Consider the following 25,939-nt stretch of genomic DNA (forward strand, 5'->3'; position numbering starts at 1 on the left):
AATCCTGCGCGGCCGAACATCTGCCGCTTGAGCATCTTGATCCGGTTGACATGGTCTTCCACGACGCCGGAGTTCCAGGGCAGCGTGAGGCCCGCGGTCACGGCGTCGAGGCCGCGTTCGAGGTGTTGGGCGAAGTGCCGGAGGCTGGGCAGGTCGGTAGTGGCGGTGGCTGCTTCGATCCAGGTCGGCAACTGATGGCCCTGAAGGTGAGCGACCATGTGGCCGAAGGAGCGCACGTGCTCGCGGAAAGCGCCGTGAGTTCGGGACAGTTGGCCAGGACGGCCTTGAGCTGGATCCGGTCGCTTTCGGGGAGGGCGTCGGGGTGGGTGAGAAGCCAGCGTGTGACGGCGCGGGCCGATGGCGGCCGGGCTCCGACCGGTTGGGGCTTGCCGCGCAGGTTCCTGCTGACGTAGGCGCGGACGCAGGCGTAACCGCGGGGATAGCCTTGCTCCTTGATCTCCTCCCACAGTTTCCAGGCGTTGGTGCAGCCTTCCTGCCAACGCTGATCGAGATAGGGCTTGTAGGCGTCGAGCCTGGTGGGACGGTTTTGCCACTGACCGGTGAACATCTCCTCCGGAGTGGTGGCGCGGGAGAAGCGCAGGATCGTGTTGAGCGTCATGCCGAGCTGGCGGGCGACGGACCGCTTGCTGTGGCCGGCGGCGAGGAGCGCGTGGATGGTGGCGTGCTTGGAGCGGGTGCGTTCGGCGAAGCGGTGTCCTGTGGGCCACGGCGATGACGCAGCCGACTCCACCTCCTCCTGGGGTTCCTCCGGCTGTTCCGGCGTAGGGCGCAGGCAGCCGCGATGCCGGTGGACGCATTTCTCGGCGGCTTCGCCCAGGTTGTGCCAGAGGTGCCACCGGTCGGCCATTTGGATGGCCTGCGGGGCACCGCGGGTGGCGCCGTCGGCGAAGAAGGGGGCGCGGTCGCGGCAGACGATCTCGATGCCGGGTCGCTCGGCGAGCCAGGCCGCGAGGGTGTCCGCCTCCCGGTCGGGCAGGAGGTCGATCGGACGACGTGTCTCGACGTCGACGAGTACGGTCCCGTAGACCTGTCCCTTGCACTGGGCGTATTCGTCCACCCCAACCACACGGGGCGCGGCAATAGGCGGATCCGGGATCGAGGAGATCAGCCGTAGCAGGGTGTTGCGGCTGGCGGGCGCCCCGAAGACGTCAGTCATGCGAGCCCCGGCCCGGCCCGCGAGCGCGAGACCGACTGAGATGAGCGTCGATCGCAGCCGTTCCGTCCGTCGGCCGAACCGGCGGGTGAGTCCCGGCACCTGCTCGACGAATGTCTTGCGCGGACAAGAGCTCTCCGGGCAGACGAACCGGCGCACCCTCAATGCCACTACGACGGACTTGCCCGCCGCCAGCAGATCACGAGGAAACCGCAGATAGGAACCATCTATTCGCCCTGACAGGTTCTCGCAGCCCGGACAGGTCGCCTGCCGGGCAGTACTCAGGGCCTCTACCCGGACGGCCATGTCGGTCGTCTCGACCGACTCCACCACCACGTCCTCCGATGAGGAGAACAGCAACTCTTCGAGTTGCGGTCGTACTTCGTTCACGACGCAGCACTGTCGACCACACCGCACACCGGCCGGGCGATTTTCGGGCTATCTCAGCCACCGTCACGATGAGATCGATAGTCACGCTGCGTACGCGTCCACAGCAAGTGGACCAGAGCCCGCTAAGACCTCCGCAACCACGTGGGTTTCACCGGCAGCGGCGTAGCGGGTGAGGTCGACACCGGCTGAGCGGGCTTCCTTGAGCCGGACGGGCACCAGACCGGTGGAAACATTCAGCTCGCGCGCGATCTCGTAGCCCTTCAGTCCCTAAATGGTCCACGTCGTCCGCTGTGACGCCGACAAGATCCCTGACCCGTACGCCCCGGCCGTTGAAGTTTTTGGACGAGAGAGCGCCCGGCTGGAGGTCTTCCAGCCGGGCGCTCTCGTGAATCGTTCACCACGTCTCAGTGTCTCGTACCGGGCACGTGACACCTGAGTGTGTCCTGGATTTTCTGTCACGGTCGGGCCTGTACTCCGGTCCTGACAGCCGATGGGTCACGGGCCTGTTGTTTCCCCGGGAGTCCGTTCAGCAGGGGAGGGTGGTCTTGCCGGCTGCTCCTGTGGCACCGGTGGTGCCGTCGGCTGTGAGAGTGGCTGCGGTGCCGTTGCCGCCGGGCTTGCCGGGGCACACCGGGCTGGCCGCGCCGCCTGCGCCGCCGTTGCCGCCGGTGTGGCCGCCACCGACGACGGACGCGCCGCCGTTGCCGCCCTTGCCGCCGGCGATACCGGCGCCGGCATCGCCTACGCCACCGACTCCGCCCTTGCCGCCCGTGCCGCCGAGCTTGGCCGCGCCGCCGAAGCCGCCCGCGCCACCGTTGCCGTTGGCGCCACCGGCCCCGCCGGTGCCACCTGCGCCTCCGGTGCTCGCGCTGCCGTCGCCGTTGCCTCCGGCACCTCCGGTACCGCCGTTGCCGTTGGCGCCGGCCGCGCCCCCGGTGCCGCCGAGACCGCCGACACCGCCGTTGCTGCCTACGCCGTTGGCGCCGTTGGCGCCGGGGAGCCCGAGGATGCCGAAGCCGGGGGCTGTGCTGGTGCTGCTCGTCTTGGCCGGGGCTGTCGCCGAGGCGAGGGCGGGGGTGAAGGCCAGGCCGGCCGCGGCGATCGCGGCGATCAAGACCGTACGGGGAACGAGGGTGGTGCGCGTGGAGCGCATGAGGTACGCCTTCCCTTTTGCTCAGTCAGAGAAATTCTCCGGCTGGCACTCATCAGCCTAGTCGAGAAGACGCCCGATTCGTCATATTTAATGATCCAATGAATCGAATGGCCTGATTGCTTAATTTCCGGCTTGAAATTCTTCTTGTGTAGTTATAGGGCTTTCATGCGCAGTCGCAGGTCGTATTGCGTGGGGACGCGCACAGCTCCAGGCCGAGCTCCGTCTCCGCCGCCTCCACCCGCTCCCGCGCGGCCTGAACCCCCGGGCCGGACAGCACAGCCGATACGACGTCCTCCGTCTCCTCGAAGGCCCTGGTGCGGGTGTCGTTTGGTGGGGGTGTAGTTGAGGGGTAGGTGGTGTCTTGTGCTGGGGTTTCCGGGGTTGGTTGAGACTGTGTGGGTGCGGTCTTGTGGGGTCTGTAGGCCTGCTGGCGTGGGGTTTTCCCGTTTTCGTTGAGAGTTTTTCTGTGTCTCTCGGATAGTTCTGCTCTGTAAAGGGTGAGAGGTGTTTTCGCTGGTCACCGCGTTGTGGGCTGGGAGGTTGTCGGGCAGCTCGGGGGTTACCGGTGGGGTGGGGGCTGGTTCGGGGTGGGGTGGTGGTGGGTTTCGGCGAGTGGTCCAGGCGGATTGCTTCGAGGCTGGTTTTGGTGATGCGTTCGGTGCCGTCGCTGATGGCGGTGATGGCTGCTTGGCGGATGAGTCTGGTGAGGCTTCCGATGCGGCCTACGGTGCGTTGGTGGAGGTAGGCGGCGTGGCGGGGGAGTGTGCCGGTTCTGGCCCATGTCCGGGGAGCCTTCCGGGCCGCGTGACCCGCCGCCTCGGTCGACCAGGAGCACGGGGTTGCGACAGGGGTTGTGCCTACTGTTGCGCGATCCGACGGGCCGTCTCCGTGTTCGTGCAGCTCACCGCGTGGGTTCGCCGTGGTCGGCGTGCTGACATCCCCGTTGCGACCGCTCTGCCCACGTCCTGTGGCTGGAGTGGGCGAGAAGGGACGGGAGGGGTGGGCGGCGCGGCCGCGGTTGGGGGCCGGGCGCGCTCAGCCAGTTGTGCGTCGGTCGGCCCGGCGCGCCTCCGCCGCCGTCAGACCGGCGGCGGAGCCGGCACGGAAGTCGGATGGCGCCTCGGTGCTTTCCATCGTCTTGAGCACGAAACCCCGGAATGAGTGCGTCCTCGGCTGGTAGCCCGACACCATGGCCTCAACAGCAGGAGGTGCCCGCATGCGCATCCAGCAGTGGACGAGTGCCAGCGGCGACGGAGCTTCGTGCGTCGAAGTGCGGCGAGACGAAGCCGGGGTCTGGGTTCGCGACTCCAAGAATCGCAACCCCAGGATTCGCGTCTCTGCCGCAGCTTGGTGGACCTTCCTCCATTACCTCCAGGAGGATCCATGCAAATCCGTCAGCACATCATCCGCGGACTGCCTTGGGCGTGCAGTGCATTAGCTCTGATCGGGCTAGGATCGGCAATGCCTTTCCTCCTCAACTGGGCAGCCCCCGAGAGCACAGACTGGGACCGGTTGAGCAACGTCAGTCAGACCTATGCCGCTCTGTCCATCCCTCTTTCCGGCGCCGCGCTGCTCGGTGTGGTCTGGTCACTCATATTCCAGGCGCGAGCCTTGGAGAAGGACAGCAATGATCGGTATCGCGGAGCCCTCCGTGAGCTGCTGCTGCATACAGTGGAAGACCCTTCCCTGCTGATCTGCTGGGATCCACCAGTGACTCCGATGACCCAGGAGCAATACCGGCTCCAGGCCTTCAACAACGCCATCATTGTGAGCTGGCGCGCTGAATACCTGAACGGCATGATCCCGGATCCAGCGATGCATGATCAGCTTTATCGGATGCTGCGCGGCCAAGTCGGGCAGAACAACTACGCCTCCACCAGGGCCCTTTGGCTGATCCAAGGAGCGCACGGCAGCGGCAAGTCGAAGCGCTTCGTACAGCTGCTGGAAGAGGCCTACCAAGCGGCGGTGGCTGCGGGGCCCGCTCTCACCCTGGAGGACTACTTCTTGCCGGACGCCTGAGCTGTGAGCAGATGCCGGGGAGGAATTCAGCTGCGGTGACGTGGCGCGCGAGGCCCCGGACCTCGACAGGCCCGGGGCCTCGCGCGGCGGTGGGGGAGGGGTCAGAAGTCGTCCCCGTAGCCCTCCCGCTCGGAGGGCGGCCCGAACCGCTCGATGGACCAGCAGGTGTAGTTCCCGCCTTCGTGCAGCGCCTTGTCACACTCCTCGTGGTGCTCCCGCACCGGCTGCTTTTTCGGGGGCTGCCGGTGGCACGGGCTGCGGTGCGGACGGTTCCGGGGCGGCCTCGACGACCGGCACCACGCCCGCCCAGTCCATGCCCAGTGCGGCGAGTGCAGCGCGCTGGTCGTGGGTGAGTTTTTCGCGGCGGGTCTTGGTGTTGGAGATCCATACGCCGAGTTTGTGCTGGTGTTCCTGGCTGTCGACGGCGGCGGTTTCGACGTGTTCTCTCGGCACTGCCTTGTGAGTGCCCTCGCGCTGGATCCACTGGGCGAGGGCGGCAAGGCCGCGCTCCACCGGACTGCTCGGAGCTGTGACCGGCCGGGAAGTTCTTCCTCACCGCCCCGGCTTGGCGCGGTCCCAAGGCGCGCGTGTGAGGCGGCGAGCACCAGAGCGTGGTCTTGGCGGTGCCGCTGCCCGGGCCCGAAGCGGAGCGCCGGGACCCGGCGGAACTGGTCCGGTACTGCCCGCAGGGGTCTCCCAGGGAAGCAGTCGGCGCGTCCGGCACCCCTTGGCCAAGCCCCGTGACGTGCGCGTTCTCCGGGCCGCACCGTACCGGTGAGGCGCCCTGCGAAGCGCCTCCGCGGCGCCCTGTGGAGCGCCTTGGCGGGCGGGCAGTTACCGGACCTGACCTGTGCATAAGCCTCTGACCTGTGGTTCGCACCCCCTAGGTAGGGGGTGAACTCCGGTCCGGTGTACGCGTTCATGACTCAACAGTGCCTCTGTGGCCAATGCCGCGCTGTTCCTGCGGCGGTCGCTTCTGGTGACCGGATGAAAGCGCCGCAACGACGCCTCCGTCGTCCGCCTGGGCGCCTACAGGACCGGCGGCATCCATATTCAGGTCCGCCAGGGGTCCAACAGGACCGGCGACACGCATCCAGAGCCCGGGCGGGTGTTTCCGCAGATCAGAACCATTGGATTCAAGATCTCGGCTGGCCAGAGTCGGCCATGCCGCAGTGCCTGCCGCGCCCCACCTGCTCTGTGACCAGACCAATGCGACATAGCTACAACACACCACGAGCCCCGTCCGGGGACGTGCTCGAATCCCGAGGGGGAATCGTTCGTGTCCACGCTCGCTCTGCTTGTCGCGCTGCTCCTGGGCGGCGTCGTGCTGCTGCTCGCGGCCGGCGCCGCCTACGTCGTGCACCGCCACCCGTCGTGGAGCCAGCCGCTCGGCGCCGCGTTCGGCGCCGTGGCCATCATGGCCGCGCTGGTCGGCGCGATCCTCGCCCGGTGAACCAGCCGTACCCGTGCGTGGTCGGGGCATCGGGGTGCCCCGACCACGCACGGCGCCCGCAACATCTGCGCTGTCGCGGGCGGTGCGTGGGGAGCGCTTCGGGGGCTGGGTGCCGACGGACGCAGCCGGGGGTGGTCATCAGGCCCGCATAGGAATCGGGACGCCGCCATTACTGGGGGTGTCCCTATTCCTACGTGCTGGACGAGAGGACCCGGCGGAACCGGGCCGGGGCTACTCCCCGGGCCCCAGGGGTGCCGTGGGGAAGTTGTCGGCCGTTGCGGAGCCCAGCGTGGCCAGGGTCTCGGGCTGTCCGATCAGCGCGTACCGGCCGCGCGTGGCGGGCCTGTTGCCCGGCCCGCCACGGCAAGGCCCGTGCGCCCGGTGCGAGGGTGCGGGCTGAGCAGAGTCGTACAAGCGCGCGTAGGTGCCCGGGTTCATCGTTGATTCCTTCCATGGTCGGTATGCGCGATCCGCGCCCCGCGCGCTGCCGGGGCATGGGCGCGGATACTCGTCTGCACCGTGGCTCGTACTCAGCTGGCGCAACCCGGCTCCCGACGCCTGAATCAGATCCGGCATAGCCCTGACCATCGACGGCTTGGGCCTGCTCGCGCAGCGCAGCGGGATCTTGAGCCGAAGCGCGATAATTGTCACCAGAAGGGCATCCTCACGCGTCTATCACCATCGGTACTCGCCAAGACCGATCTGTGCACTCTTCTCAAACTGCGAGAGGCCGTGTTGCCCTAGCGGTATGGCCAGCATCCTCACGAGCGTTGTCGCCGTGATCGGTACGCTGCTGGGGGTAGCGCTTAGCTATGTCATTCAGCGGAGGATCAGTCAGCGCGGAGAGTCGTTCGCTCGGGAACACTTGTTCCTGCAAGAACGCATTGCCGCCTACAGCGCCTTCGCCGCCGCCCTAGCCACCCTTCAGCGTGGATCTCTCGATCGGTGGCATCGTCACGACGAGTCTCCGGACAGCCCTGAAGCCGTCGCGGCGCGGCTCGAATATCACCGCCTTCGTTACGTCGCACGTCAAGAACTATTTCGGGTGCGCCTCCTCGCACGCAATCCAGACCTCGTACAGCTGGCTGAAGACGCGCTGGGTCAGGTGAAATACATCCATAGAGCAGCTGACGAGCGGGAACGTGAATCCCGAAGTGATGCAGTCCACCAGGCCATTACGGACTTCGTGCAAGCCGCAGAGGAACAAATCACCCCATAGATCACGGTGCTTGTCACCAAATCAGCACGCTACCTGTCACCAGCAGCACGCCAACCGTCCGTCGTCGGTCGTCGGTCGTGCCGATGGGCGCGGTGTAGCCGAACCGGGCCCGGGTCTCTACGGTGATCCGCTCGTGGTTGTGGCCTGGCGCTGCCGGCGCTCGCGCACCAGCGGCTACCACCGCTGCCGTACGGCGGGGTCAATCTTCGCGGCGACGTCGGCGCGGGCGTGCTTGCGGGCGCCGTGCCGATAGCGGTTGACGGAGTCGGCGGTGACGCCGAGCTCTGCCGCGACGGCTGTTCATCGCGGTCGGGCAGTGGGTGCCTGGGTACATGCACAGGTATGAGCAGACTTAAGTGGCCGTACTTTGTGCAACGCGCCGCCGAGATCGTGTTCGGCACGATCAGCGACTCGGCGGACCGGAAGGCTGCCTGCGGCGTCGATGTGTTCCCCACCGTGAGCGACCTCGGCAAACTGGCCAGGGAGGCCTTCGAGGCTAGGCACGTGCGGATATTCTTCTCTGGCTTCACGATGCAGACGCTGCACGACATCGTACGGGACCACCTCATCGAGGTCGCCGACGGATCATTGCGCCCGAAGCAGATCACGCTGCACATCGTCGTAGTGCATCTCAACTCGCCGATGAATCTGCCCGGGGCCCTGGCCCCGGCGCCCGAGGGTAAACTCAACTTCGACGACTCGCCCGTGAACCGTGAGCGCATGCGCGAAGAGTTCACCCTCAAATACTGGGGCGCCCTATGCGCCTTGCTGGACGAGATAGGCCAGCGCCAACCCCAAATCTCCATTGCATGCGAGGTGCGAGAGTCTCCGCATAGCCCTCAGAGTCAGCTCTACATCTTCAATGATGAGCGGGTCATCTACGGCGCGTACGGAGTTTGGAGGGACACCTTCGAGCGAGGCGGCAGGCGCTACTACATCCTCGACGTGGCGGGCTTCGGTATCAAACACGCCGACGTCCGCTTCGTGAGCTGGGACATGCGTTCGCACACTAAGGCGACCCGGCAGGTGGCGAATTTCCACTTGGCCTGGTTCCAGAACCTTTGGGACGTCTTGGACGAGGTCAGGCCCGCAACGCCCATGATCCTCGACCCTGTCTGGCGGCCGCCCTCACCAGGAGTGGGCCGTCTTTCGCCGTTCTGATCCGTTGGCCGGTGAAGCAGCGGGCTGGCGCTCGTTGATCAAACGTTGGGCCAGTGCAGTTCCCAGGCGGCGGTCGTCCTGGCTGTAGGTGCGCGCACGCTGACGGGTGTTGTCGGGCCACGACGCCAGCGACATCAGATGCTCGATAATGATGCTGGCGGCCGTGAACGGGTCTGCCAGGTGTGGCACGACCACATCGCGATGCCGGGTCGGTCGCAGCGGTTGCTCACGTATCCGTACCACCACCCAACCGGGCCGGTGGTGCGCGACGCCGCGTTCCTCCTTGGGGCGTTCTTCCAAGGAGGAACCGCTGTAGAGGCGGGCCGGTTTGGCTGTGGCGCGAGGCCAGGAGAGGGCCCAGGCCCGTTCGCTCGCGCGGCGAGTCCGGCCGGCGGCCGCCCGGTCGTCCTAAAGCTGTAGGGCCGTCTTCCGTGCCGGCCCGGCGGCATCGATCTCGAACCGCGCCTTCGTGCACGCCAACGCCCCAGTACTGCCTGCGCGCAGTACTCACGCGCCGAAAACGCGGAGTGCGCAACAGACCGGCGCACGCGCAGGCGACTGTCGACCCAGGGCCGTCCGGCAACGCCGACCTACCTGCCCGCGCCGAAACCCGTTGCATCGCCCCGTCCGCGCGGGCGCTCGGCGTGGGCTGGGCGCTCGCGCACCCGACGGCAACACTCAACAGGTTCTGAGGTAGGGGAGGTCCGGCAGGTAGGTCTGCCAGTCCGCCCGTGACAGTCCGGAGCCGGCGCGCGCGCAGACCCGGCGCAGAAGACGCTCGGGGCCCAAGTCGATCCGCTCGGCGGGGTTTCGCGCGCCGGATGCGTACAGGCTGGTGCCGTCGTCGGAGAAGGCGACACTGGAGATGTACTGGCCGGAGGTGGGCAAGGGGGAGCCCAGGGAGCGTCCCGAGGCGACGTCCCACAGCTGGACGGATCCGGTGCCCACCACGGCGAGAGTGCGGCCGTCGGGGGAGAAGGCCAGCGCGACTACGGAGTCCTGCGCGCTTTCGCGGTCGCCTGTGTAGGCGCCGTTGAACACGCTGAGACGGTGACGCACATCGCCATCCCATATGGTGACTCGCCCGCTGGCGTCGCCGACGGCGAAGCGGGTGCCGTCCTTGCTGAACGCTCCGGCAAAGGGGAGGCCGCTGTCGCTGAGCACGAGTGAACGGACGCGCCTCGCGCGCAGGTCAATGACTTCGTCATCGCTGGAAACAACGAGAGCGTCGTCCGGGCGTACGGCCAGGATCCTTCCGGAGCCACCCGACTGAATGCTGCTGCCCAGATGGGAGCCGGCGGACTGGGTGTCTGTCCGTCTGCCGGTGCCCAGGTCCCAGCGCTCCAGCGCCCAGGTGTCAGAGCCGCGCGCCATCAGCAGGCTGTGCCCCTCGGTGTCGAAAGCCAGACCAGTGATCTCGTTCACCGCCGCCGGGCCGACGTCCAGGGCGGCTACCTTGCGGTGTTTCGTTGTGTCCCACACGGTGATCCGCTGCCGTTGCCGGGTATTGCTCCAGACTCTGACGTAGGCGAAACGACGGCCGTCGGGGCTGAACGCCATCAGTTCCGAGCAGCCCGAAGGGTCCTCCTCAGTATCGGAGACGGAAGCATCGACGTCCGGCGGGCAGGGGGGCTCGGGCAGGGTGGTGAGAGCCCGGCCGCTGCGGGTGTCGATCAGCCGGACGCCGGCCTGGCCCGGCTCACGCGAGAGGACGGCCGCGGTGCGACTGTCACCGGCGAGGTGGGCCTGTTCGAAGGGACGTTTCCGCCAGTCGGCGCGGACGATCGGTTGCAAGTCGAGTGAGGCGACGGAGGTGCCCGTCCGCCGGAGGTACTGCACAGCAGAGGCGTCGGGGGCAAGGGAGAATTCGGTGATCATCTCGCCGATGAGCTGGTGGCGGAAGACGGGCTGATCCGGCTCGCTGTGCCGCCACAGCACGATGTCCGTGCCCGTGGTGGCGGCCAAAAAAGTACCGTCCGCGCTGAAGCGCACCGCGGTTGCATCCTCGAGGTCCAGGCGGGGCAGTTCGCGGCCCGTGCGCACGACCCAGCGTCGGATCGTGTTGTCGTCCACGGCCGCCAGCACATCACCGCCCGGCCGTAGAGCGAACACTCCCGGGGCGTAGCGGTCCTGGTCGGGGCAAGCGACCCGGGCAGCGCTCGCGGCCCGCGAGAGGTGATGGACCCGCCCTGTGCGGAGGTCCCGTACCTCCAGATGATGGCGGCCCCGGCACAGTGCGAGGGCGCGGCCATCGGCGCTCACACTGGTCGGGTACTCCTGCACTACAGGAGCGCGCACACTCGACAGGCGCCGTCGGTCGCGCAGATCCCACACCTGTGTCCGCTGGAATTCCTCACCGTCCTGGCCGACCACCGTCAGATGGCGTCCGTCCGCGCCGAAATGCGCCGACACCGCCGCGCCCACGGGCAGGGTGGCGACCACCCGGCTGGCTCGTACGTCCCACAGCCGCACGTCTTCCTTCGCGGGCAGGGCAAGCAGTCGACCGTCGGGGCTGATGTCCCAGTTCGGCTCCAGGTCCGGCTCGAGATCCATGTCCGACAGCGCTCGGCCCGGACCCCGGTAGGAGCCGGTGCGCCGCTGGGTGCGCACGTCCCAGACCACCACGCGCCGCGCGGAGATGGACAGCACAGTGCGTCCGTCCGCCGTGAGCCGGTTCAACGCCGGGCCGAAAGCCAGGCCGGGGATGGGGAAGACGTCCTGCTCCGGTTGGGCCATGGCGCTCAGCAGCGCCGAGCGGCTCTCCAGGGTGGGTGCGAGCCGCCAGGCGGCGGCGGAAAGCCGCATGGCTGTCGCGGGGTCGGCGAACCGCATGGCGTCCGCAACCGCGGCGATGCGTCTGGCTTCGGCCTCCACGCGGCGGCGGTCGCTGGTGCGGTTTTGCTGCCAGGCCGTGACGCCGGCGACCAGGGCGAGGACGACCAGGACAGCGAGAGTGGCGAGCAGGCCGCGTCGGCGCCGCAGTTCGGTGGTGCGCGCGGCGCGGCCCGCGTCGAGGAAGCCCCGCTCCAACGCGGTGAGTTCGGTGTCCGCCAGCTGCTCGCTCGCCGCGTCCAGCCGTGTCCCTCGATACAGCGAGCCCGGTTCCCGGCCGAGCTCGTGCCAGGCGTGGGCGGCGTCGGTCAGCCGCCGGTGGACCAGCAGGCTTTCACGGGCCTCGTCGATCCAGCCGCGCAGCCGGGGCCAGGCGGTGATCAGGGCCTCGTGAGCCAGATCCACCGTGCCGTCGTCCACGGTCAGCAGCCGGGCACCGACCAACTCGCCCACCACGGCGTTGATCTCCTCCTCAGGGGCGAAGTCCAGCTCGGCGCGGCTCACGGGGCGGCGGGTGTCCTGGGCGCCCTCGCCTGGGGTGATCAGACGCAGCAAGACCAGCCGCGCCAGCTCGGCGCGCTCGGGGGAAAGAGATCCGTACACATGCTCGGCGGTCTGGGCGATAGCGCCGCGCACACCGCCGACTGCCTCGTATGCCCGTAACGTCAGCATTCTTCCCGAGCGGCGGCGCCAGGTTTCCAGCAGGGCGTGGGAGAGCAGCGGCAGACCGCCCGGTTCGTCGGCGAGTTCGTCCACCAGGCGTGCGGTGAGGGCACGTTCCACCATCGTGTTCCGTGCGGCGGCGGGCTTGATGATCGCCTGCCTCAGCTCCGCCGGTCCCATCGGCCCCACCGGAACGGCGGCGTTCTTCAGTACGTCCACCAACTGCGGGTGATGCAGGCAGTGGCCGTAGAAGTCGGCGCGCACGCCCAGCACCACGCGAAGCCTGCTGCCGGGCTCCGCAGCGGCCAGCAGCCGGCGGATGAACCCTTCCCGCTCCGCAGGGTCGGTGCAGAGGGTGAAGAGCTCCTCGAACTGGTCCACCAGCACATAGGTGTCCCCCTCGCCAGCGGCGGGCTCCAGTTTGTCGGCGTGTGTGCGCGCCGGATGCTCCCCCGGCGTCAGGATGCGCAGAGCCGCCGGACGCGGTTCGGACGGCTCGGAGCGGCGCAGGCGGGGGACGAGGCCGGCACGCAGCAAGGAGGACTTGCCGCTGCCGGACGGCCCGAGCACGGCCGCGCACCGGTGTATGCGGAGCAGTTCGACCAAGTCGTCCACCAACTGCTCACGTCCGAAGAACACCTCGCTATCCCCGGGTTCGAAACGAGCCAGTCCCCGGTAGGGCGGTTCCTCACCATCGGCGGCACGGGGAGCGGTGGTCACCTCCGCCGCCACGTCGTCCCACCGCTTCTTCCACGCGAAGGTATCTCCGCCACAGGCCGCCACATAGGCCAGCGCCACCGCGAGGCTGGGCAGCTGCTCCCCGGCTGCCGCCTGGGAGAGTGCGGTCACCGAGTAGTGGGTTCTACGGGCCATCTCCCGGTAGGTGGGACCGCCCGCCTCCAGCCGCAGTTTCCGCAAGTCATATGCGAACCGCTGCACCGGACCCTCGTTGGGATCCACCGACTTCTCAGGACGCCCCACCCTTTGACCCTCCCGCTCCCCACCACCACTGTTCCTGCCCGATTGTTCAGTGTGACCCAAACCGGCTGCTGAACCCTGATCAGGCTGACTCGATGGCGTCGGCTCAGCCCCGGGACGACCTCGTCACCCAGGAGATGCCCGCCGGGGTCAGCGTCTTGGCGCCGCGAGGGGTTCTCCATGCCTATGGCGCCTCATGTTGGCCCCATGCCCAAGGTCTGGCCGCAAGGATTCGCGCAGCCCCAGGAAAAGCCAGCGGCAGATCGTTGCTGAACTGCCGCTGCTCCTCCTTGGGCGTCATCTGGTATATGCGCAGGTGCTGCCCCAGGCCTGCGCGGCACTCTGCCCCAGCACTGTGGTCGGCACCGGCCTGCCGCAGTGAGGCCAAGAGCAAGGTCATGCACCGGCAGCCGCGGCCTGCTCCTCACCCTGCGCCTTGCTGCCCTGCGTCTTGCCGTCCTGCTCCCCGGCCTGCGCCGGTGCCGCCTGCGCGGGCACCGGCGCCGCAGCGGCGGTGTAGAACACGGACGAGCCCTGCTTGCTGCGCTGGGCCTGGCTCTTGGCCACCAGCCCTTCGAGCGTGGTGCGCACCACGGTCGTCTTGACGCTGCGCTCGGGGTGGGCCTGGCCGAGGGCTGTGGCGATCTCCGCCGCCGAGCGCGGCTCGCTCTGCTCGGTGAGATGCCCGCGGATCAGCTCGACCAGCGTCGGCTGCGCCGGCTTGGCAGCCTTGGCGGGCTGGGCGGCCTCAGCCTTGCCGGACTCCTTGCCGGAGCTCTTGGCGGCCCCCTTCCCGGCGCTCTTGCCCGCGGCCGTCTGCTGCGGAGCGCTCGTGGTCACCCGCGCCCGCTTGCCCGCCGCGGCGGAGCCGGGCGACTTCTTCTTCGTACGGGGGGCGGGCACCGCGGCCTGCTCCTGCGGGGCCGCCGGCTCCGGGGCGGCCGGCTCCTCGCCGAGCGCCTGCTGGATGCTGACCAGCACCGCGTGGTCACGCTGGTGGGCCGCCAACTGCTCCTGCAGGGAGGCGATTTCCGCGCTGAGGCGCTGCTGCTCCTTGGTGTTGCGTTCGAGGTCGGCACGGACTTGAGCGGTGTACTGCGATGTCAGTTCGGTGGCGGAAACGTTCTCGGACATGGGGCGCACAACCTTTCCCGGACCTGGGGCCGGAGTTGAAGAGCCTGCTGCACATGTGTGCTTCCCGGGACCGGGGTTGGGGCCCGGGCCTGCGGGGTGACAGCAATATTCAGTACACAGATGCCCTGACACGGCGATAGTACGGACAACCGGAGCGGCCCATTCTCCTTGACCATGCTGTGAACTGACCCAAGGCGGCGTGTATCGGCAGGGTGGCAGGCCGCGACGGTCAGCAGGAGGGCGCAGCTTAGGTGTGGACGTTGTCAAAAGTAGAGAAATTACAGGAAAAGTTGCGTTAAGTGAGATAGGGTGGCGGAGTGGAAGACGCCCTGGAAGCCCTCGAGACGGAGATGGTTTATCTGCGTCGTGCGATGCGCACCGCACGGGCCGATGGGGATCGCAGACGGGTTGAATCCCTGCGCGTTGATCTGCATGCCACGCAGTCCGCTTGGGACGCGCTGGTCGTTCCCGGCGGCCAGGACGTTGCGGGTCAGTCACCCATCAGTCGCCAGAGGGGTCTGCGGCCACTGCGTGAGCAGGTCCTCGACACTCTGACCCTGATCGGCGTCCCGGCTGCACCAAAGATGATCCGGGTTGTCCACCAGGCTTTCTACGGCAGCGACTTGCCCGCTCGGCAGATGACCGGCCTGCGCAGAGATGAGGAAGCCAGCTATACAGCTACCCGGGCCGCCCGCACCTACATCTGCCCGGCGCTGACCGCCGACCGGCTCACGCCAGCTAGGGCCCTGCTGACGCTCAGCACCTGGCCTCTGCAGCAGCGCATCGTCGCAGACACCTCCGCCCGAACCGACTTCCTCACCCTGACGATCCGCCTCTGCGCCGCCGCAGAAACCTCCGGGGCCCGTGCCGAATCCGCCAGCGCCGGCGTTGAACAGCTGCTGCAGCACCTGGCACCGAACATCTCTGGCGCCGCCGGTCTGCATGCCAAGCCCAGTGCCCTTCGTGCCGCAGCCCAGGCCGAACTGGACACTGTCACCGCCCCCGACCAGGAAGCCCGCGCCGCCGCCGCTGACCGGGCCCAGCGCCTCGACCAGGCGCACCAACTCTTCGGCCGCCCGGCCTGAACCGCCCCGACAACCACACCCCGAAGAAGGACATGGTGGACAGCGACAAGCCCTCGGCACCGGCGGCCGGACCCGCACGCAAGCTGGTATCCCTCAAGGACCAAGTAGGTGACATCCTCACCCCCACGGCGCCGGGCTGTACCTTCGGTCTGGCGGAACTGGACGCGGCCACCGGCGGCCTGCAGCCCGGCCGACTGACCCTCGTGGCTGCCGCACCCGGGGCGGGCGGCAGCCTGCTGGCCCTCGCCGCCGCGCGCCGCACCGCACTCAGCGACGGGCGCGGCGTCCTGTATGCGGCCGCGGGCCTGACCGCGGCCGATGTGACCCGGTGGATCATCGCGGCCGAGTCCGGGACGGAGCACCGCAAGCTGCGCGCGGGCACGCTCACCGCCCCCGAGCGAGCTGCTGCCGAGAAGGCCGGCGCACACCTGACCCAGGCCCCGCTCCTGGTCGATGACGGTGCAGGCCTGACCGCCGAGGCGATCGCCGAGTCCGCGCCCTATGCGGACGACTTGGCCCTGGTCGTCGTGGACCGCCTGCATCATGCCGCTGACCCCCACCTGCCGCTGTCTGGCCCCCGGGTGCCTGCCGCGGTCCGCACCCTGATGCACCTGGCCCGCCAGCAGTCGGTACCGGTCCTGGCCGTCCTCAACACCGACGACGCCGACGCGGTGCGCAGCCTGGACGCCGACGTGACCCTCACCCTGAGCCTCGCCCCGGGCGCGGACACCGCCACCGTCACCGTCACCGAACGCGACCTGGGGCAGACCACCCTGACCCTGCGCCCCGACCTGAGCCGCGCACGCTTCACCAACGCACCGCCCCATCCCACCCCTGCCCCACCGGAAGACGACGCCGCGTACCGGCTAGCCGCAGCAGAGCAGGAACTGATCGACGCCGCCCTGCCCTACACCTCCGGAGCACTCAAAGGCCTGGACCCCCGCACCGTCCAGATCCTGTCGGACCACCGCGACAGCGTGCTCAACCAGCACATCGGCACCCTGCCCGAACGCCGCACCTACACCGCAGCTCTGGCCCACGACGCACAACTGCACCTTCCCGACCACCCCGCAGCCCACCGCCTGCGCACCGCACTGGACGACTTCACCACCGCCCTGCAACACGACCAGACCCAGCAGCAACCGCCCTCCTCGCCCAGCCCCGAACCCGCAGCACACGCCGCTGTGCCCACCCAGCACACCGACGCCAACCCTCAAGCCGACCAGGCGCCCCCGCAGCTCGAACAGTCGGGGCAGGAGCTGCAGCCCGGTGACGAGGACGACGAAGGTGACGATGCACCCTTCCCCGCCCTGCGCCTCCTCAAGGAGGCCATCGGGCGGTCGAAGATGCACCCGATCCAGGTGATCCGTAAAGACGAGCGAGATCAGCCACCCTGGACCCTGTTCAACGAAGTCATGGACGGCGAGCCCCGCTGGGTGCACCCGGATGTGGACAGCGTGCGCACCCGCGGCGGCAAACGCCACCAGCTCATCGTGCCGCCCGACCAGTTCGGTCCCGGGCAGCTGTGCACGATTGACCGCAACGGCTCCTACCCCTCCGCCTGCTCGGCCGTCACCCTGGCACCGAACCAGCTCCTGCACACCGGCCCCCTGGACCACCGTGACAAGGACCAGGCGGGTGTCTTCCAGATCGACGTACCGGCCTGGAAGCACCTGCACATGCCGCACCCCCTGGGGCGCCTGGCCGACCGTGCCGACGAGCAGGGCCGGGTCTGGGTCACCACGCCCCACATGGAGATCCTGGAAAAACTGATCCGACAGGGCCACCTCGACGGGCAGCTGCACATCCACGACTCCTGGACCGGACGCGCGAACAACTCCCTTTTCAAGCCCTTCTACCAGGCAGCCAGGACCGCCCGCGCCGAGCTGATCACGACCGGCCAGCCCTACATCGAGTACAAGCGACGCCTGTCCATCGCCCTGCGTCTGCTCTGGCCCAAGGGCGAGCGCGTCAACTCGCCCTTCTGGCGCCCGGACTGGCGCATGAGCGTGGTCGCCGAGGCCTCCGTTCGCCACTGGATCACAGCCTGGGGCGCCGTCCAGGACAACCACACGCTGATCGCCCTGCGCAACGTCGACGAGGCGGTCTTCTGGACCCCGGACGGCACCGCGCCCGGCAAGTACAAAGTGGGAACCGGCTTCGGCGAGGTCAAGGTCAAAAACGAGCAGGGAAGTGACACCTGATGCCCCAGGGCCAAGGCGACACCCTGGGCGCCGCCCTCAACAACCTGCTGGCCGCCTACCACGTCCAGCCCAGGGGACGGCTGAAGTCCTACCGGGCCAAGGGCTGGCACGCGCAACTCGTCCACCTCACCGAAACCCACCGCGGCTACACCGAACTCTCACGGGCCGGCCTCGGTATCACCCACCAGACCCTGCTGAAGTGGCTGGCGGACGACGAGTACCCCGTGCGCCGCAGCTACCGCGAGATCATCCGCCAGGCCTACGAAGCGGCCGCGACCATCGAGGCCAGCCCCATCCCGCAGGCCTTCAAGGAGCACCAGTTCGAGATCCGGGGCGTCGTCAAAACCGGTGACGACGCACGCGACCGCGGCGCCAGGGGCACCGCGCCCCTGCGCATCGACGGGCGCAACGGACACTGGGCCTCCATCGACTCGCTGTGGCGCGAGGGTGAGCTCGACGACGATGCCTTCCAGGACGACTTCATCGACTACGTCATCTGTGACGACATCGGCGAAGGCACCGACGGCTGGGATTTCCCCGGCAGCGCGTACACGATCACCTGACCGCCACCCCCGGCTGTCGCAGGAACCGATCAGCTGGCGTCGAGGATCGGCTGCTCCGGCCATCCGGCGCCCCCACTCCTTGCTGCTCGCCACCGAGCGCCGGGAGGGCTACCTCCGTACGGCCTTCAAGCACTGGGGGGACGCCGACCAGGACCAGTGCACGACGCGGGCCGAATTGCTCATCAGCGGGTACCTGCCCTGAGTCAGACCGAAACGCCCAGTGGGGTGGTGAATTTGTGATCAGCGCTGTCACAACGAGACCTCGCTCAGCAGTACGGGCTCGTCGTTCAGCAGGGATCGATGAACCTCAATATGCTCCAGTTGCCGAAGATGTCCTTGGACGGCGCTCCGGGTGTGGTGTAGATGAGCTGACCGGCCTTGTTGTAGAACTTCGCTTTGGTGCCCGGAGACTGATTGTTAAACCAGCTGCCGCTGTGGAGCCCCTCAGGGATCTCTTGCATGTAGCAGTCCTTGAATATGACTACTCGGTCCTTCGTGTAAATACAGAAGGAGCCCGGCGGACAAGATGCTGGGGCCGCTGTAGTGCTGTTTTGAGTGGCCGGCTGTGCTGGAGCTAAGTCAGGCGTGGCCAGGACTGCGCCGGCGGCCAGCGCGGTGGCTGACAACGCCATGGCCGTTCCGCGGCCGAACTTCGTGCTTCGCATAGTGGAACTCCTGGTGTGTGGTCAGCGGTCGGATAGCGGATGCTGGTGCCAGTCGGTCGTGCCGCGCGTGGCCCCGTCACAGAGACCCGCCGGGCAACCCGCATGATGTGGGCTCTGGCAGAGGGAACGCACCATTGCGCGCCCAAGCGAAATCCGGCATCGCGGCCATACCGAGGGTGGCGAGCGACCACCGTGGCCAGCAGCATCCATTCGCCCGTGGCGCCTTCGGGCGGGAATCCAGGTGAGGGCTGTGATCTCTTGAGGGGGCCGGTGGAGTGGGTGCTCTGCCATGGGAGGTCAAAGCAGCCGCCTGAACCGGCCCCGGCGCGCGGCCTGTGCCCGGCGCCCCAGCGGGGTTCCGGGCACAGGCCGCGCAACGCGCGCCCGACGCTAGCTGCTGGGTGCTAGATCAGCAGGCATCGACGTACCAGACAGGAGCCCAGTTGCCGTGGGAGTCGGACGAGGGAGCTCCGGCTGTGGTGAAGATGAGCTGCTTGCTCTTGTTGTACATCTTCGCCTTGGTGCCTGCGGACTGGTTGTTGTACCAGGAGCCGCCGCTGTTGAGCCCGTCGGGGATTTCCTGCATGTAGCAGTCCTTGAACTTGAACGCCAAACGCTTGAAGTTGGCGTCCTTGTAACCACAGAAGTAGTACTTCGGGCAGTCGGAGGGAGCTGCGGCGGCGCTGCGCTCCGTGGAGGGCTGTGCCGGGGCCGAAGCGGATGTGGCCAGGATTCCGCCGGCAGCCAGTGCGGTGGCTGACAGCGCCATGATCGCGCCCCGGCCGAACTTCGTGTTTCGCATGGTGGAACTCCTTGGTGTTTGTGTAGGCGGTCGTCTGGCAGACGCCGGTGCCGGTCTGTAGTGCTGTGTCCGGCCTCGCCCTCAGTCCGCCAGGCGCCCGTTCTGCGCCTTGTGCGGGTGCCGGTGCCCGGCCGTGCCCTCGGCCCGGCCGGGCGATCCCCCCTGGCCCTCCGTGCACCCCTGGGGCGGGGCTGGAGGGCCTGGGGCGGCCTGGCACCGATTTCACCGCGCCATGGCGTTGTTCATCAGCCCAGTTCAGAGGGGTAAACAATCGGGTTCCGGTGGAAGGGGATGCCTGGAGCGGCTTCCACGAGAGGGATGACGGGCGGCTTTCGCGCCTGTCACCTGGGCCGCAGGCATGACGCTCAAGCGATCATCCGGTGCCCAAGGGGATCAAGGGGGAACGCAGCGGGAAGCCGGCCGATGCGAGGACAGCGTCGATAGAACGGTTCGCCTTCGCGTTGCGCAGGCTGCGTGGCATGGCCCAGGGGGCATTCACCTGTCGGGCGATGGTTGAGGGCGCCGGCTGCTCGATCACCGCACCGTCCAAGGCCGCCGCGGGAGAGAAACACCCCTCCTTGCCCCGCGCACTCACCTGTGTCTGCGTCAAAACCTGTGGAGATGGTGGTGCGGCAGGCACCCCGGGCGGGAGCCCGGCGGGTGGGGGCGCCGCCATCGGGCACGCCCACGGCCCTGGCCGACCGGTGTGGGACGCCGGCTGCCGTGGTCGTGCTCTTTGGCGGGTGGGGCACTCTATGCCGCGAGGCCGACAGGGCTGAGGGCCTTGTCCCAGGCGGCGAACCAGGGATCAAGGTCAACGTCAGGGATGTCGCAGGCATGCAGAAACGCCTTGTACTGGTTCAGGTCATGGGGGAGACCGTGCCCGCGCAGGATGCGGTGGGCGGAACTGTGGGGCAGGATCCAGGGCCCGGCCTTATGGGCCATGGAGCGGACCGTAGGCCGACCCGCGTGAGCCCACGCATCACGCAGGGCTCCACTCAGGTCGGCACGGTCGCGTACGTATTGAGGCTTGGGGACCCTGCTGGAGGCCTTGGCCGTCTTTGCCTGCCGGGCGACGCCGGCGGCAGCCCGCACGTGGAGCTCCGAGACGGTGCGCGCCTGGCCGCGCGAGGCTCCGCAGCCCAAGAGGAAGGCATGCACCAGGCTCTGGGAGGGGAGGGTTTTTCCCGAAGTGGCCCGCTGAAGCTGGGATTTCGACCACAGAGTCCGCTCGGCGAGCTCGGCGTAGGTGACGCCCTTTCCCTCGCCCGATCGGATCTCCCTGAGTTTGGTGGCCAACGCGGCGAGTTCTGGGACCGTGGTGACCACGGGGGCCTCGGGGCGCCCCCTGCGGAGAGCGCCCATCAGCTGCCACCGCCCATACCGGCAGTGTCCTGATTGAGGACGGCCGTGATGATCCTTCGGAATAGGCCCATGCCCGCCCGGGGGCTTCTCTGGCTCTTCATGTGCACAGAGAAGAGGACCCCTGCGCCGATACCTCCCGCACCGCCGAGAAGAATCAAGACGTCGCCGACGTTCATGTGCGCGATGAGCGTGAGCACAACTGCGGCTGCCAAAAAGGCGACCAGGACAAAAGCTTGCGTCATGTCAAAGGGGAGGGGTGCGGCAGCCGTTGACGGCGCGGCATCTATACCGGTGCGATCACCCGGTTTCTTCGGGGTGGCAGGCACGGTCCACCTTCCGACCCGGCCGGTGATCTCGACGGATCACCGGCCGGGCTACTGGCTCCATTTGCCGACGATCACTGGGGTGATTGGCGTCACCGGCAGTGCATTACGGCCATTACCCGCCAGGATCGCAGTTCAGCAAGCCGTTGTAACCAGAGCCCGTGCTTTGTCCCTGCCTTTGTCCATGGCAAAAGAAGCTGCGACACCTCGTGGAGAGGGACCTGACGTGGGGAAACGGGGGTCCATCATGTGGAGCAGCGAGATAACCCTGACCGTGTGCAAACTTCAGAGCTGCGCTGATGCGATGAACCGGGGATGCTCCTTATCAGAAGCCGCTCCGGCCGATTCAGTCGAAGCAGGTGGGCACCCTGGTCACGCTACTGGCTCCAACCACGGCAAGCACAGGGACGGGAAACGCTGGTTCATGTTGGCGCATGGCCATGACAAAGTCGATGCACCCAAGACGAGATCTTGGGTGCGTCGACTTTTTGCGTGCCGCGTCTGAACTTCGGGCAGCTTGTCCGAACGATCTTCACATGCCTTCCCGGCCGTCAACGGGCTGACCGCCCTCGGTAGGCATACTGGTCGCCGACGCGATCTAGTGCCGAATCAGGCAACATCAGCCCGCTCTGTGGGGACAAATGATGTGCTGGGCAAAGCCATTGCCGGGTAACCTGCCGCGCTGTGGATACGGGACGTGCTGATCGGCAGCTCAGCCTGATTGCGGAGGCCGTGGAGGTTGCTGGGGTTCTTGGGGTCCCGGTATGGCTCCGCGGTGGGTGGGCCATGGACTTCTTCCTCGGCGAGATCACGCGGGACCATGCGGACATCGACTGGTTCGTCTGGGCGGATGATGCCGCTGACCTGGCGGGAGGGGTGCTGCAGCACGGCTATGAAACGGTCCCCGGGGCGCCCCCCGACCTGCAGCTCGATTTCGTCAAGGACGGTCTGGAGAGCAGCTTTACGCTCCTGGGCCGGGACACGGATGGCCGTGTGGTGGTTGCCGGGGGCCCGTGGGCCGGTGCGCCCTGGCCCGAAGGAATGCTCGATGCCGGTCCGGGCCGTATCGGTGGTCTGGAGTGCGCGATTGTCAGTGTGCAGGCCCAGATCGAGATCAAGCGAATGATGCCCGTCTGGGATCCTTCCCGGCCTCGGCGGACCAAGGACGCCGAGGACATCGCCCGCTTGGAGGCGGCCCTGGGCACGCGGGGCCAAACGGTCTGAGTCAGGTTCTGGGCATCGGCCGCCCATAGCGTCTGACAGGGCGGAACAAGTACGCGTTCGTGGCATGGCCGAGCTGCTGCGGCCCTGTCCGATGCGGTGGCGGTGTGTGTATCAGGTCTGGTCGCCGGTCTGGTCGAGGAGTTGGCGCATCAGGACTTCGGTATCGAGTTCGGCGGTCAGGCCCAGGGAACGGTTGACCTGGTCGAGGCGGGAGATTGCTGCGGTCAGGCCGCTCCGGTTTCCTGCAGCGGCTTCGATCTGGAACCAGTCGCGGTAGAGCAGTTCGCAGGTGTCATCGACCTCGAGCCCGGTGGCGATGGCGCGGCGGGCCAGGGTCAGGTCGTGGTGCGGCCCGGGTTCCAGACGCAGGGTGGCCACGGTGTGTGCCGTGCTGACGATGCGCATGATGATTTCCTGTTGCAGGGGCTCGCTCCAGGGCAGCGGATGTGTGCCGAAGGGCTTCCCGCGCACCTGGGCCAGGGCCTGTTCGAGGTGGGGCAGCCCGGCGGGGCCGTGGGGCAGCGCAGCTTCGACGGTGCGCAGGAAGGCGTGCCAGTCACAGCAGATCTTTGGGGAGATCTCGAACGGGTCCGTCTTCACGGAGCGCCGCGGCACGTACCAGAGTCCCTCGTCGTCCTTGCCCAGACTGCGGCGCAGGCCCCCGAGGCGGGAGTTGAGGGTCTCGGGGGCCCAGGGGTGGGCCGGGTCCATCTCCGCGCACAAGGTGTCAGCGCTGCGGCCGGGACGCAGGTGGAGCAGAGCGGCCAGTTGTGCTTCGCGGTTGCCGTGGCGGGAGGCGGCCACGCCCACGATGGTGACCGGCCCCAGCACTTGGATGAACGGCACGCCGGGAGGAGCACTGCCGGCCAGGCCGGGGGAGGGCCGGTGGCCGGTGGCTGGGGCAGGCGGTGCGCTGCTGGTGGCAGGAGTGGTCCCCGGGAGCGGTCGCTCGGCGGCGGGAGCGGGTGGTGCGTTGCCCGCGGTTGCGGACGGCAGCGGGGTGTCGAGGTCCTCGGGTGCCGGGGCCAGCGGTGCATCGGGCGCGTCGGGATTCCTGCTCACCGCAGAGGCCATCGCGGGTATGGCGCTGGGGGAGGCGGAGGCGGCCAGGAGGGCCGGGTAGATGCCGAGCCCGTTGCTGTCCGCCGCAGTGTGGTTGGTGGCCGGGGTGGCGGCAGGAGAGCCAGAGCTGGGGGAGTCGGTGGACGGGGTGCGGGGTGGGTCGTTGCGGGCGGAAGGCGCGGTGGCCGCGGTGCGGGCTGCGTGGGCGGTCTGTGTCTCGGAGGGCACGTGCTGCCAAGGCCCGTCGGCCGGGCGTGGTTCCTGTCCGGACACGGTCAGGGCGTCGGTGACCTCTTGGAGTGCGTCGTGCTCCAGGCGCTGCAGGGTGATGTCCAGGCCGAGGCTGTCGAGTGGCTGCGGCTGGGTGCGGGCCGCGTCCAGGAGCTCGCTGTCCTCGAAAAGCAGATGGGCTTGTCCGGCGGGGGCGATCAGCGCGACCTTCATGGTGTCGCCCGCTGTGTGGAAGGTCTCGGCGACCTGCCAGGCACTGTCCGCCCCCAGGTCGGCCGCGCACAGGATCAGGTAGGGGGTGCGGGATGCGGCGGGTTCCTGGTGGGCTTCGAGGAGACGTTCGGCGAAGTCCCGGGCCGCGTGATCGGGCTGGTCGATGTGCGCGATGCGGCCCGTGGGCAGCAGGTGGTTCAGGCCCTTGCCGAACCCGACAACGACGATTTCCACGTCGCTCGCCCATGGGCTCATGCCGAGCTCCAGGGCCAGACAGGTGAGGACCTCCGTGCGGCGTTCAAGATCACCGTCCAGCAGCAGCACGCCGGTGCGGCACAGATCGAGCAGCACCAGATGGCCGTCCTCGTCGGCGCCGATGGTGACCAGCCCCGGGTAGGGGGCCGGCACGCGAGCGGCCTCGTCCTGGTCGAGGAGTTCGGCGGTGTTCTCGCAGTTCCACCAGCCGCCCCGGCCGGCCGTGAAGGGGGCGAGCGGGGCGGCCTGCAGGTCCTCGGGCAGGACGTGCACGCCGCTGTCGGTGATCCGGGCGCCGCGCAGTGCCGGAGGCGAGTGCCCCTGCTGGGCGCTGTGGTGGGCGAGCGTGCGCAGCGCCAGGTCGAGGCGGAGGAGACCTGCGGGCTCGGCGGCCTGGGCCAGTTGCGCCTCGGTCGTGGAGGTCTCCTCAGGCATGGCGATGAGCTCGCCCGGCCGGGCGCGGCGGCGCTGCAGGATACGGCGCAGGGCCAGGGCCAAGGTCACCGCGGCCGCCAGGGAGACCAGCACCCCCGCAGTGCGGAGGCTGAACGCCCCCGATGTCCAGGAGGCGTCGGCGTCCGGGGCGGGTTGGGCCGCAGGCATCGGCTCGCGGGAGGGCCGGTCGGTGGGCCCCGGTTGCTCACGGCCGGGCTGCTGGGGTGTCGCCGACGGGTGCCGGGAATCAGGCGCGCCGGCCCCGGCCTCCTCTCCGTTGCCGGAGTTGTCCTGTTCCCCGGCAGAGCCGTCCTCGTGCGAGCCGGGCCTCTCGCGCTGGTCGCCTGATGCGCCTGGCGCGGCGGTGGGCACGGTGATCCGTTGGCCGGGGTAGATCAGGTCGGGATGGCTCACCGGCGGTGTAGCGCCCGGCTGATCGTCTCCCTTGCTGGCCTCGAACAGCTTCGGCCACTGCGCGGCATCGCCCAACTCCTCCTGGGCAATGCCGGACAGCGACTCGCCGGCCTTGACGGTGTGGGTCCGCTCGCCCTGTTGCTCCTTGGCCGTTTCCACCTGCTCGCGGGCGGCCGCGAGTTGCCCCCGCGGGCTGGGGGCGGCCGGCGCCGGGGGCTGGTTGGGCATCGGTGAGGGGGCGGGGGAGGGGATGCGGGCGTCGGGTGGGAGCTGTACGTGGAGTCCGGCAGGCAGCAGCGCGCTCTGGGGCAGATGCGGGTTGAGGGTCCGGATCTCGCTGGAACGGGTGCCGGATCCGAGGTAGTCCACGGCCAGGTCCCACACGGTCTCGCCGGTTTCCCCCACCACATGCACCGGCCCCGCGGGCGCAGGCCGGGCAGCGGCCGCGGCAGGGACGGTGTCCTTAGCGGCCTCCTTGCCACCAGGCTCTTCAGGGGTGGGCTGGACCGGGGCGGTAGCGGCGAGCGCGGGCGCCGGAGTGGCCATCGCGGTGCCGGCCGGCAACACCAGCAGACCGCCCAGGAGGAAACCGGCCAGCCGCTGCGGTGCCCCCAGCGCACGGTGCCGGCCACGTGCCGGGCGGCGGCGCAGCAGAAGACGGGGGAGCTCGGCCAGCACGCTAAGGGCGAACCACAGCCACAGTGCCCACGCCAGCACGGTCATCACCGTGAACAGCACCTGTCCGTCGTCCGGCGACAGCAGCGCGTTGCTGATGTCCGCTGCGCTGGGCACCCCGGCCGGAAGGGTGCCGGCCCGGGCGAGCACCCAGGGCACGCCGGCCAGCAGCAGGGCCAGGATGCTCAGGCTGCCCGCGGCCCGCAGCACGCGCAGGGCCCGGCGGCCAAGGGAGGGGTGGGGCATC

Annotated in this window: 21 protein-coding genes and 1 pseudogene; 10 read left to right on the top strand and 12 right to left on the bottom strand. The window is 68.5% G+C overall.

The genetic code is table 11. The features are described 5' to 3' along the window. Positions 1-97 precede the first annotated feature (97 nt). Together ACZ7LU_RS38125 and ACZ7LU_RS38130 are read right to left on the bottom strand one after the other, a co-directional pair. On the bottom strand, positions 98-1,564 hold the full coding sequence (locus ACZ7LU_RS38125; RefSeq protein WP_471919413.1) for an ISL3 family transposase: 1,467 nt from the start codon (positions 1,562-1,564) through the stop codon (positions 98-100). Positions 1,565-2,090: 526 nt separating this feature from the next. Next, positions 2,091-2,717, bottom strand: a complete 627-nt coding sequence (locus tag ACZ7LU_RS38130) for a hypothetical protein (RefSeq protein ID WP_471919414.1) — start codon at positions 2,715-2,717, stop codon at positions 2,091-2,093. A 1,216-nt stretch (positions 2,718-3,933) separates the two neighbouring features. Here ACZ7LU_RS38130 and ACZ7LU_RS38135 point away from each other — a divergent pair. After that, positions 3,934-4,155, top strand: coding sequence for a DUF397 domain-containing protein (locus tag ACZ7LU_RS38135; protein WP_471919415.1), 222 nt, complete (start codon positions 3,934-3,936; stop codon positions 4,153-4,155). Further along, positions 4,101-4,736: a DUF6082 family protein gene (locus tag ACZ7LU_RS38140; protein ID WP_471919416.1), complete on the top strand. Its 636-nt coding sequence runs from the start codon at positions 4,101-4,103 to the stop codon at positions 4,734-4,736. Before ACZ7LU_RS38135 ends, ACZ7LU_RS38140 begins: the two co-directional genes overlap by 55 nt. 195 nt (positions 4,737-4,931) lie before the next feature. Here ACZ7LU_RS38140 and ACZ7LU_RS38145 read toward each other — a convergent pair whose 3' ends face one another. Next, the gene (locus ACZ7LU_RS38145; protein WP_471919417.1) at positions 4,932-5,249 is read right to left on the bottom strand and encodes a helicase associated domain-containing protein; all 318 of its coding nucleotides are present in this window, start codon (positions 5,247-5,249) and stop codon (positions 4,932-4,934) included. Positions 5,250-6,015: 766 nt separating this feature from the next. On the opposite strand from ACZ7LU_RS38145, the gene ACZ7LU_RS38150 reads away from it, so the two are divergent. Next, positions 6,016-6,189 carry a hypothetical protein gene (locus ACZ7LU_RS38150; RefSeq protein ID WP_471919418.1) on the top strand — a complete coding sequence of 58 codons (174 nt, stop codon included), beginning with the start codon at positions 6,016-6,018 and terminating at the stop codon, positions 6,187-6,189. A 748-nt stretch (positions 6,190-6,937) separates the two neighbouring features. Continuing rightward, positions 6,938-7,408, top strand: coding sequence for a hypothetical protein (locus tag ACZ7LU_RS38155; protein WP_471919419.1), 471 nt, complete (start codon positions 6,938-6,940; stop codon positions 7,406-7,408). Between the two features lie 61 nt (positions 7,409-7,469). Here the strand turns inward: ACZ7LU_RS38155 and tpg are convergent. Next, a pseudogene (tpg, locus tag ACZ7LU_RS38160) lies at positions 7,470-7,705 on the bottom strand (telomere-protecting terminal protein Tpg); the annotation flags it as partial. A 45-nt stretch (positions 7,706-7,750) separates the two neighbouring features. Between tpg and ACZ7LU_RS38165 the strand changes: the two are divergent. Continuing rightward, complete coding sequence (locus ACZ7LU_RS38165; RefSeq protein WP_471919420.1) at positions 7,751-8,569, top strand: hypothetical protein; 819 nt, start codon at positions 7,751-7,753, stop codon at positions 8,567-8,569. Here ACZ7LU_RS38165 and ACZ7LU_RS38170 read toward each other — a convergent pair. The 3 genes from ACZ7LU_RS38170 to ACZ7LU_RS38180 all read right to left on the bottom strand — a co-directional run bounded on the left by ACZ7LU_RS38170 (position 8,537) and on the right by ACZ7LU_RS38180 (position 14,176). After that, on the bottom strand, positions 8,537-8,869 hold the full coding sequence (locus ACZ7LU_RS38170) for a hypothetical protein (RefSeq protein WP_471919421.1): 333 nt from the start codon (positions 8,867-8,869) through the stop codon (positions 8,537-8,539). The genes ACZ7LU_RS38165 and ACZ7LU_RS38170 overlap by 33 nt on opposite strands. 378 nt (positions 8,870-9,247) lie before the next feature. Further along, positions 9,248-13,003, bottom strand: a complete 3,756-nt coding sequence (locus tag ACZ7LU_RS38175; RefSeq protein WP_471919422.1) for a WD40 repeat domain-containing protein — start codon at positions 13,001-13,003, stop codon at positions 9,248-9,250. A 435-nt stretch (positions 13,004-13,438) separates the two neighbouring features. Then, entirely contained in the window at positions 13,439-14,176 is a 738-nt protein-coding gene (locus ACZ7LU_RS38180; protein ID WP_471919423.1) for a hypothetical protein, read from the bottom strand. A gap of 317 nt (positions 14,177-14,493) precedes the next feature. Here ACZ7LU_RS38180 and ACZ7LU_RS38185 point away from each other — a divergent pair, with 317 nt between their 5' ends. The 4 genes from ACZ7LU_RS38185 to ACZ7LU_RS38200 all read left to right on the top strand — a co-directional run bounded on the left by ACZ7LU_RS38185 (position 14,494) and on the right by ACZ7LU_RS38200 (position 18,230). Then, positions 14,494-15,261, top strand: coding sequence for a hypothetical protein (locus ACZ7LU_RS38185; RefSeq protein ID WP_471919424.1), 768 nt, complete (start codon positions 14,494-14,496; stop codon positions 15,259-15,261). Between the two features lie 32 nt (positions 15,262-15,293). Then, the gene (locus tag ACZ7LU_RS38190) at positions 15,294-17,465 is read left to right on the top strand and encodes a DnaB-like helicase C-terminal domain-containing protein (RefSeq protein ID WP_471919425.1); all 2,172 of its coding nucleotides are present in this window, start codon (positions 15,294-15,296) and stop codon (positions 17,463-17,465) included. Further along, positions 17,465-18,028, top strand: a complete 564-nt coding sequence (locus ACZ7LU_RS38195; protein ID WP_471919426.1) for a hypothetical protein — start codon at positions 17,465-17,467, stop codon at positions 18,026-18,028. The genes ACZ7LU_RS38190 and ACZ7LU_RS38195 overlap by 1 nt, the downstream gene beginning before the upstream one ends. A gap of 79 nt (positions 18,029-18,107) precedes the next feature. Continuing rightward, entirely contained in the window at positions 18,108-18,230 is a 123-nt protein-coding gene (locus ACZ7LU_RS38200; protein WP_471919427.1) for a hypothetical protein, read from the top strand. A gap of 85 nt (positions 18,231-18,315) precedes the next feature. On the opposite strand, the gene ACZ7LU_RS38205 is transcribed toward ACZ7LU_RS38200, so the two are convergent. From ACZ7LU_RS38205 to ACZ7LU_RS38220, 4 genes are all read right to left on the bottom strand, one after another. Continuing rightward, complete coding sequence (locus ACZ7LU_RS38205) at positions 18,316-18,693, bottom strand: hypothetical protein (protein WP_471919428.1); 378 nt, start codon at positions 18,691-18,693, stop codon at positions 18,316-18,318. Positions 18,694-19,102: 409 nt separating this feature from the next. After that, positions 19,103-19,495 carry a hypothetical protein gene (locus tag ACZ7LU_RS38210; RefSeq protein ID WP_468317557.1) on the bottom strand — a complete coding sequence of 131 codons (393 nt, stop codon included), beginning with the start codon at positions 19,493-19,495 and terminating at the stop codon, positions 19,103-19,105. A 753-nt stretch (positions 19,496-20,248) separates the two neighbouring features. Then, entirely contained in the window at positions 20,249-20,824 is a 576-nt protein-coding gene (locus tag ACZ7LU_RS38215) for a helix-turn-helix domain-containing protein (protein WP_471919429.1), read from the bottom strand. Positions 20,825-20,859: 35 nt separating this feature from the next. Beyond that, positions 20,860-21,186: a hypothetical protein gene (locus ACZ7LU_RS38220; RefSeq protein ID WP_471919430.1), complete on the bottom strand. Its 327-nt coding sequence runs from the start codon at positions 21,184-21,186 to the stop codon at positions 20,860-20,862. A gap of 729 nt (positions 21,187-21,915) precedes the next feature. Between ACZ7LU_RS38220 and ACZ7LU_RS38225 the strand changes: the two genes are divergently transcribed. Beyond that, complete coding sequence (locus ACZ7LU_RS38225; protein WP_471919527.1) at positions 21,916-22,407, top strand: nucleotidyltransferase domain-containing protein; 492 nt, start codon at positions 21,916-21,918, stop codon at positions 22,405-22,407. Between the two features lie 111 nt (positions 22,408-22,518). On the opposite strand, the gene ACZ7LU_RS38230 is transcribed toward ACZ7LU_RS38225, so the two are convergent. Next, entirely contained in the window at positions 22,519-25,938 is a 3,420-nt protein-coding gene (locus ACZ7LU_RS38230) for a LysM peptidoglycan-binding domain-containing protein (RefSeq protein WP_471919431.1), read from the bottom strand. Position 25,939 lies beyond the last annotated feature (1 nt).

This window comes from Streptomyces sp. NPDC039462 (assembly GCF_055639375.1).

Coding starts and splice junctions, on each gene's coding strand:
- ACZ7LU_RS38130 (WP_471919414.1), bottom strand. CDS start 2,717: ATGCGCTCCACGCGCACCACCCTCGTTCCCCGTACGGTCTTGATCGCC.
- ACZ7LU_RS38135 (WP_471919415.1), top strand. CDS start 3,934: ATGCGCATCCAGCAGTGGACGAGTGCCAGCGGCGACGGAGCTTCGTGC.
- ACZ7LU_RS38140 (WP_471919416.1), top strand. CDS start 4,101: ATGCAAATCCGTCAGCACATCATCCGCGGACTGCCTTGGGCGTGCAGT.
- ACZ7LU_RS38155 (WP_471919419.1), top strand. CDS start 6,938: ATGGCCAGCATCCTCACGAGCGTTGTCGCCGTGATCGGTACGCTGCTG.
- ACZ7LU_RS38165 (WP_471919420.1), top strand. CDS start 7,751: ATGAGCAGACTTAAGTGGCCGTACTTTGTGCAACGCGCCGCCGAGATC.
- ACZ7LU_RS38180 (WP_471919423.1), bottom strand. CDS start 14,176: ATGTCCGAGAACGTTTCCGCCACCGAACTGACATCGCAGTACACCGCT.
- ACZ7LU_RS38190 (WP_471919425.1), top strand. CDS start 15,294: ATGGTGGACAGCGACAAGCCCTCGGCACCGGCGGCCGGACCCGCACGC.
- ACZ7LU_RS38195 (WP_471919426.1), top strand. CDS start 17,465: ATGCCCCAGGGCCAAGGCGACACCCTGGGCGCCGCCCTCAACAACCTG.
- ACZ7LU_RS38205 (WP_471919428.1), bottom strand. CDS start 18,693: ATGCGAAGCACGAAGTTCGGCCGCGGAACGGCCATGGCGTTGTCAGCC.
- ACZ7LU_RS38210 (WP_468317557.1), bottom strand. CDS start 19,495: ATGCGAAACACGAAGTTCGGCCGGGGCGCGATCATGGCGCTGTCAGCC.
- ACZ7LU_RS38230 (WP_471919431.1), bottom strand. CDS start 25,938: ATGCCCCACCCCTCCCTTGGCCGCCGGGCCCTGCGCGTGCTGCGGGCC.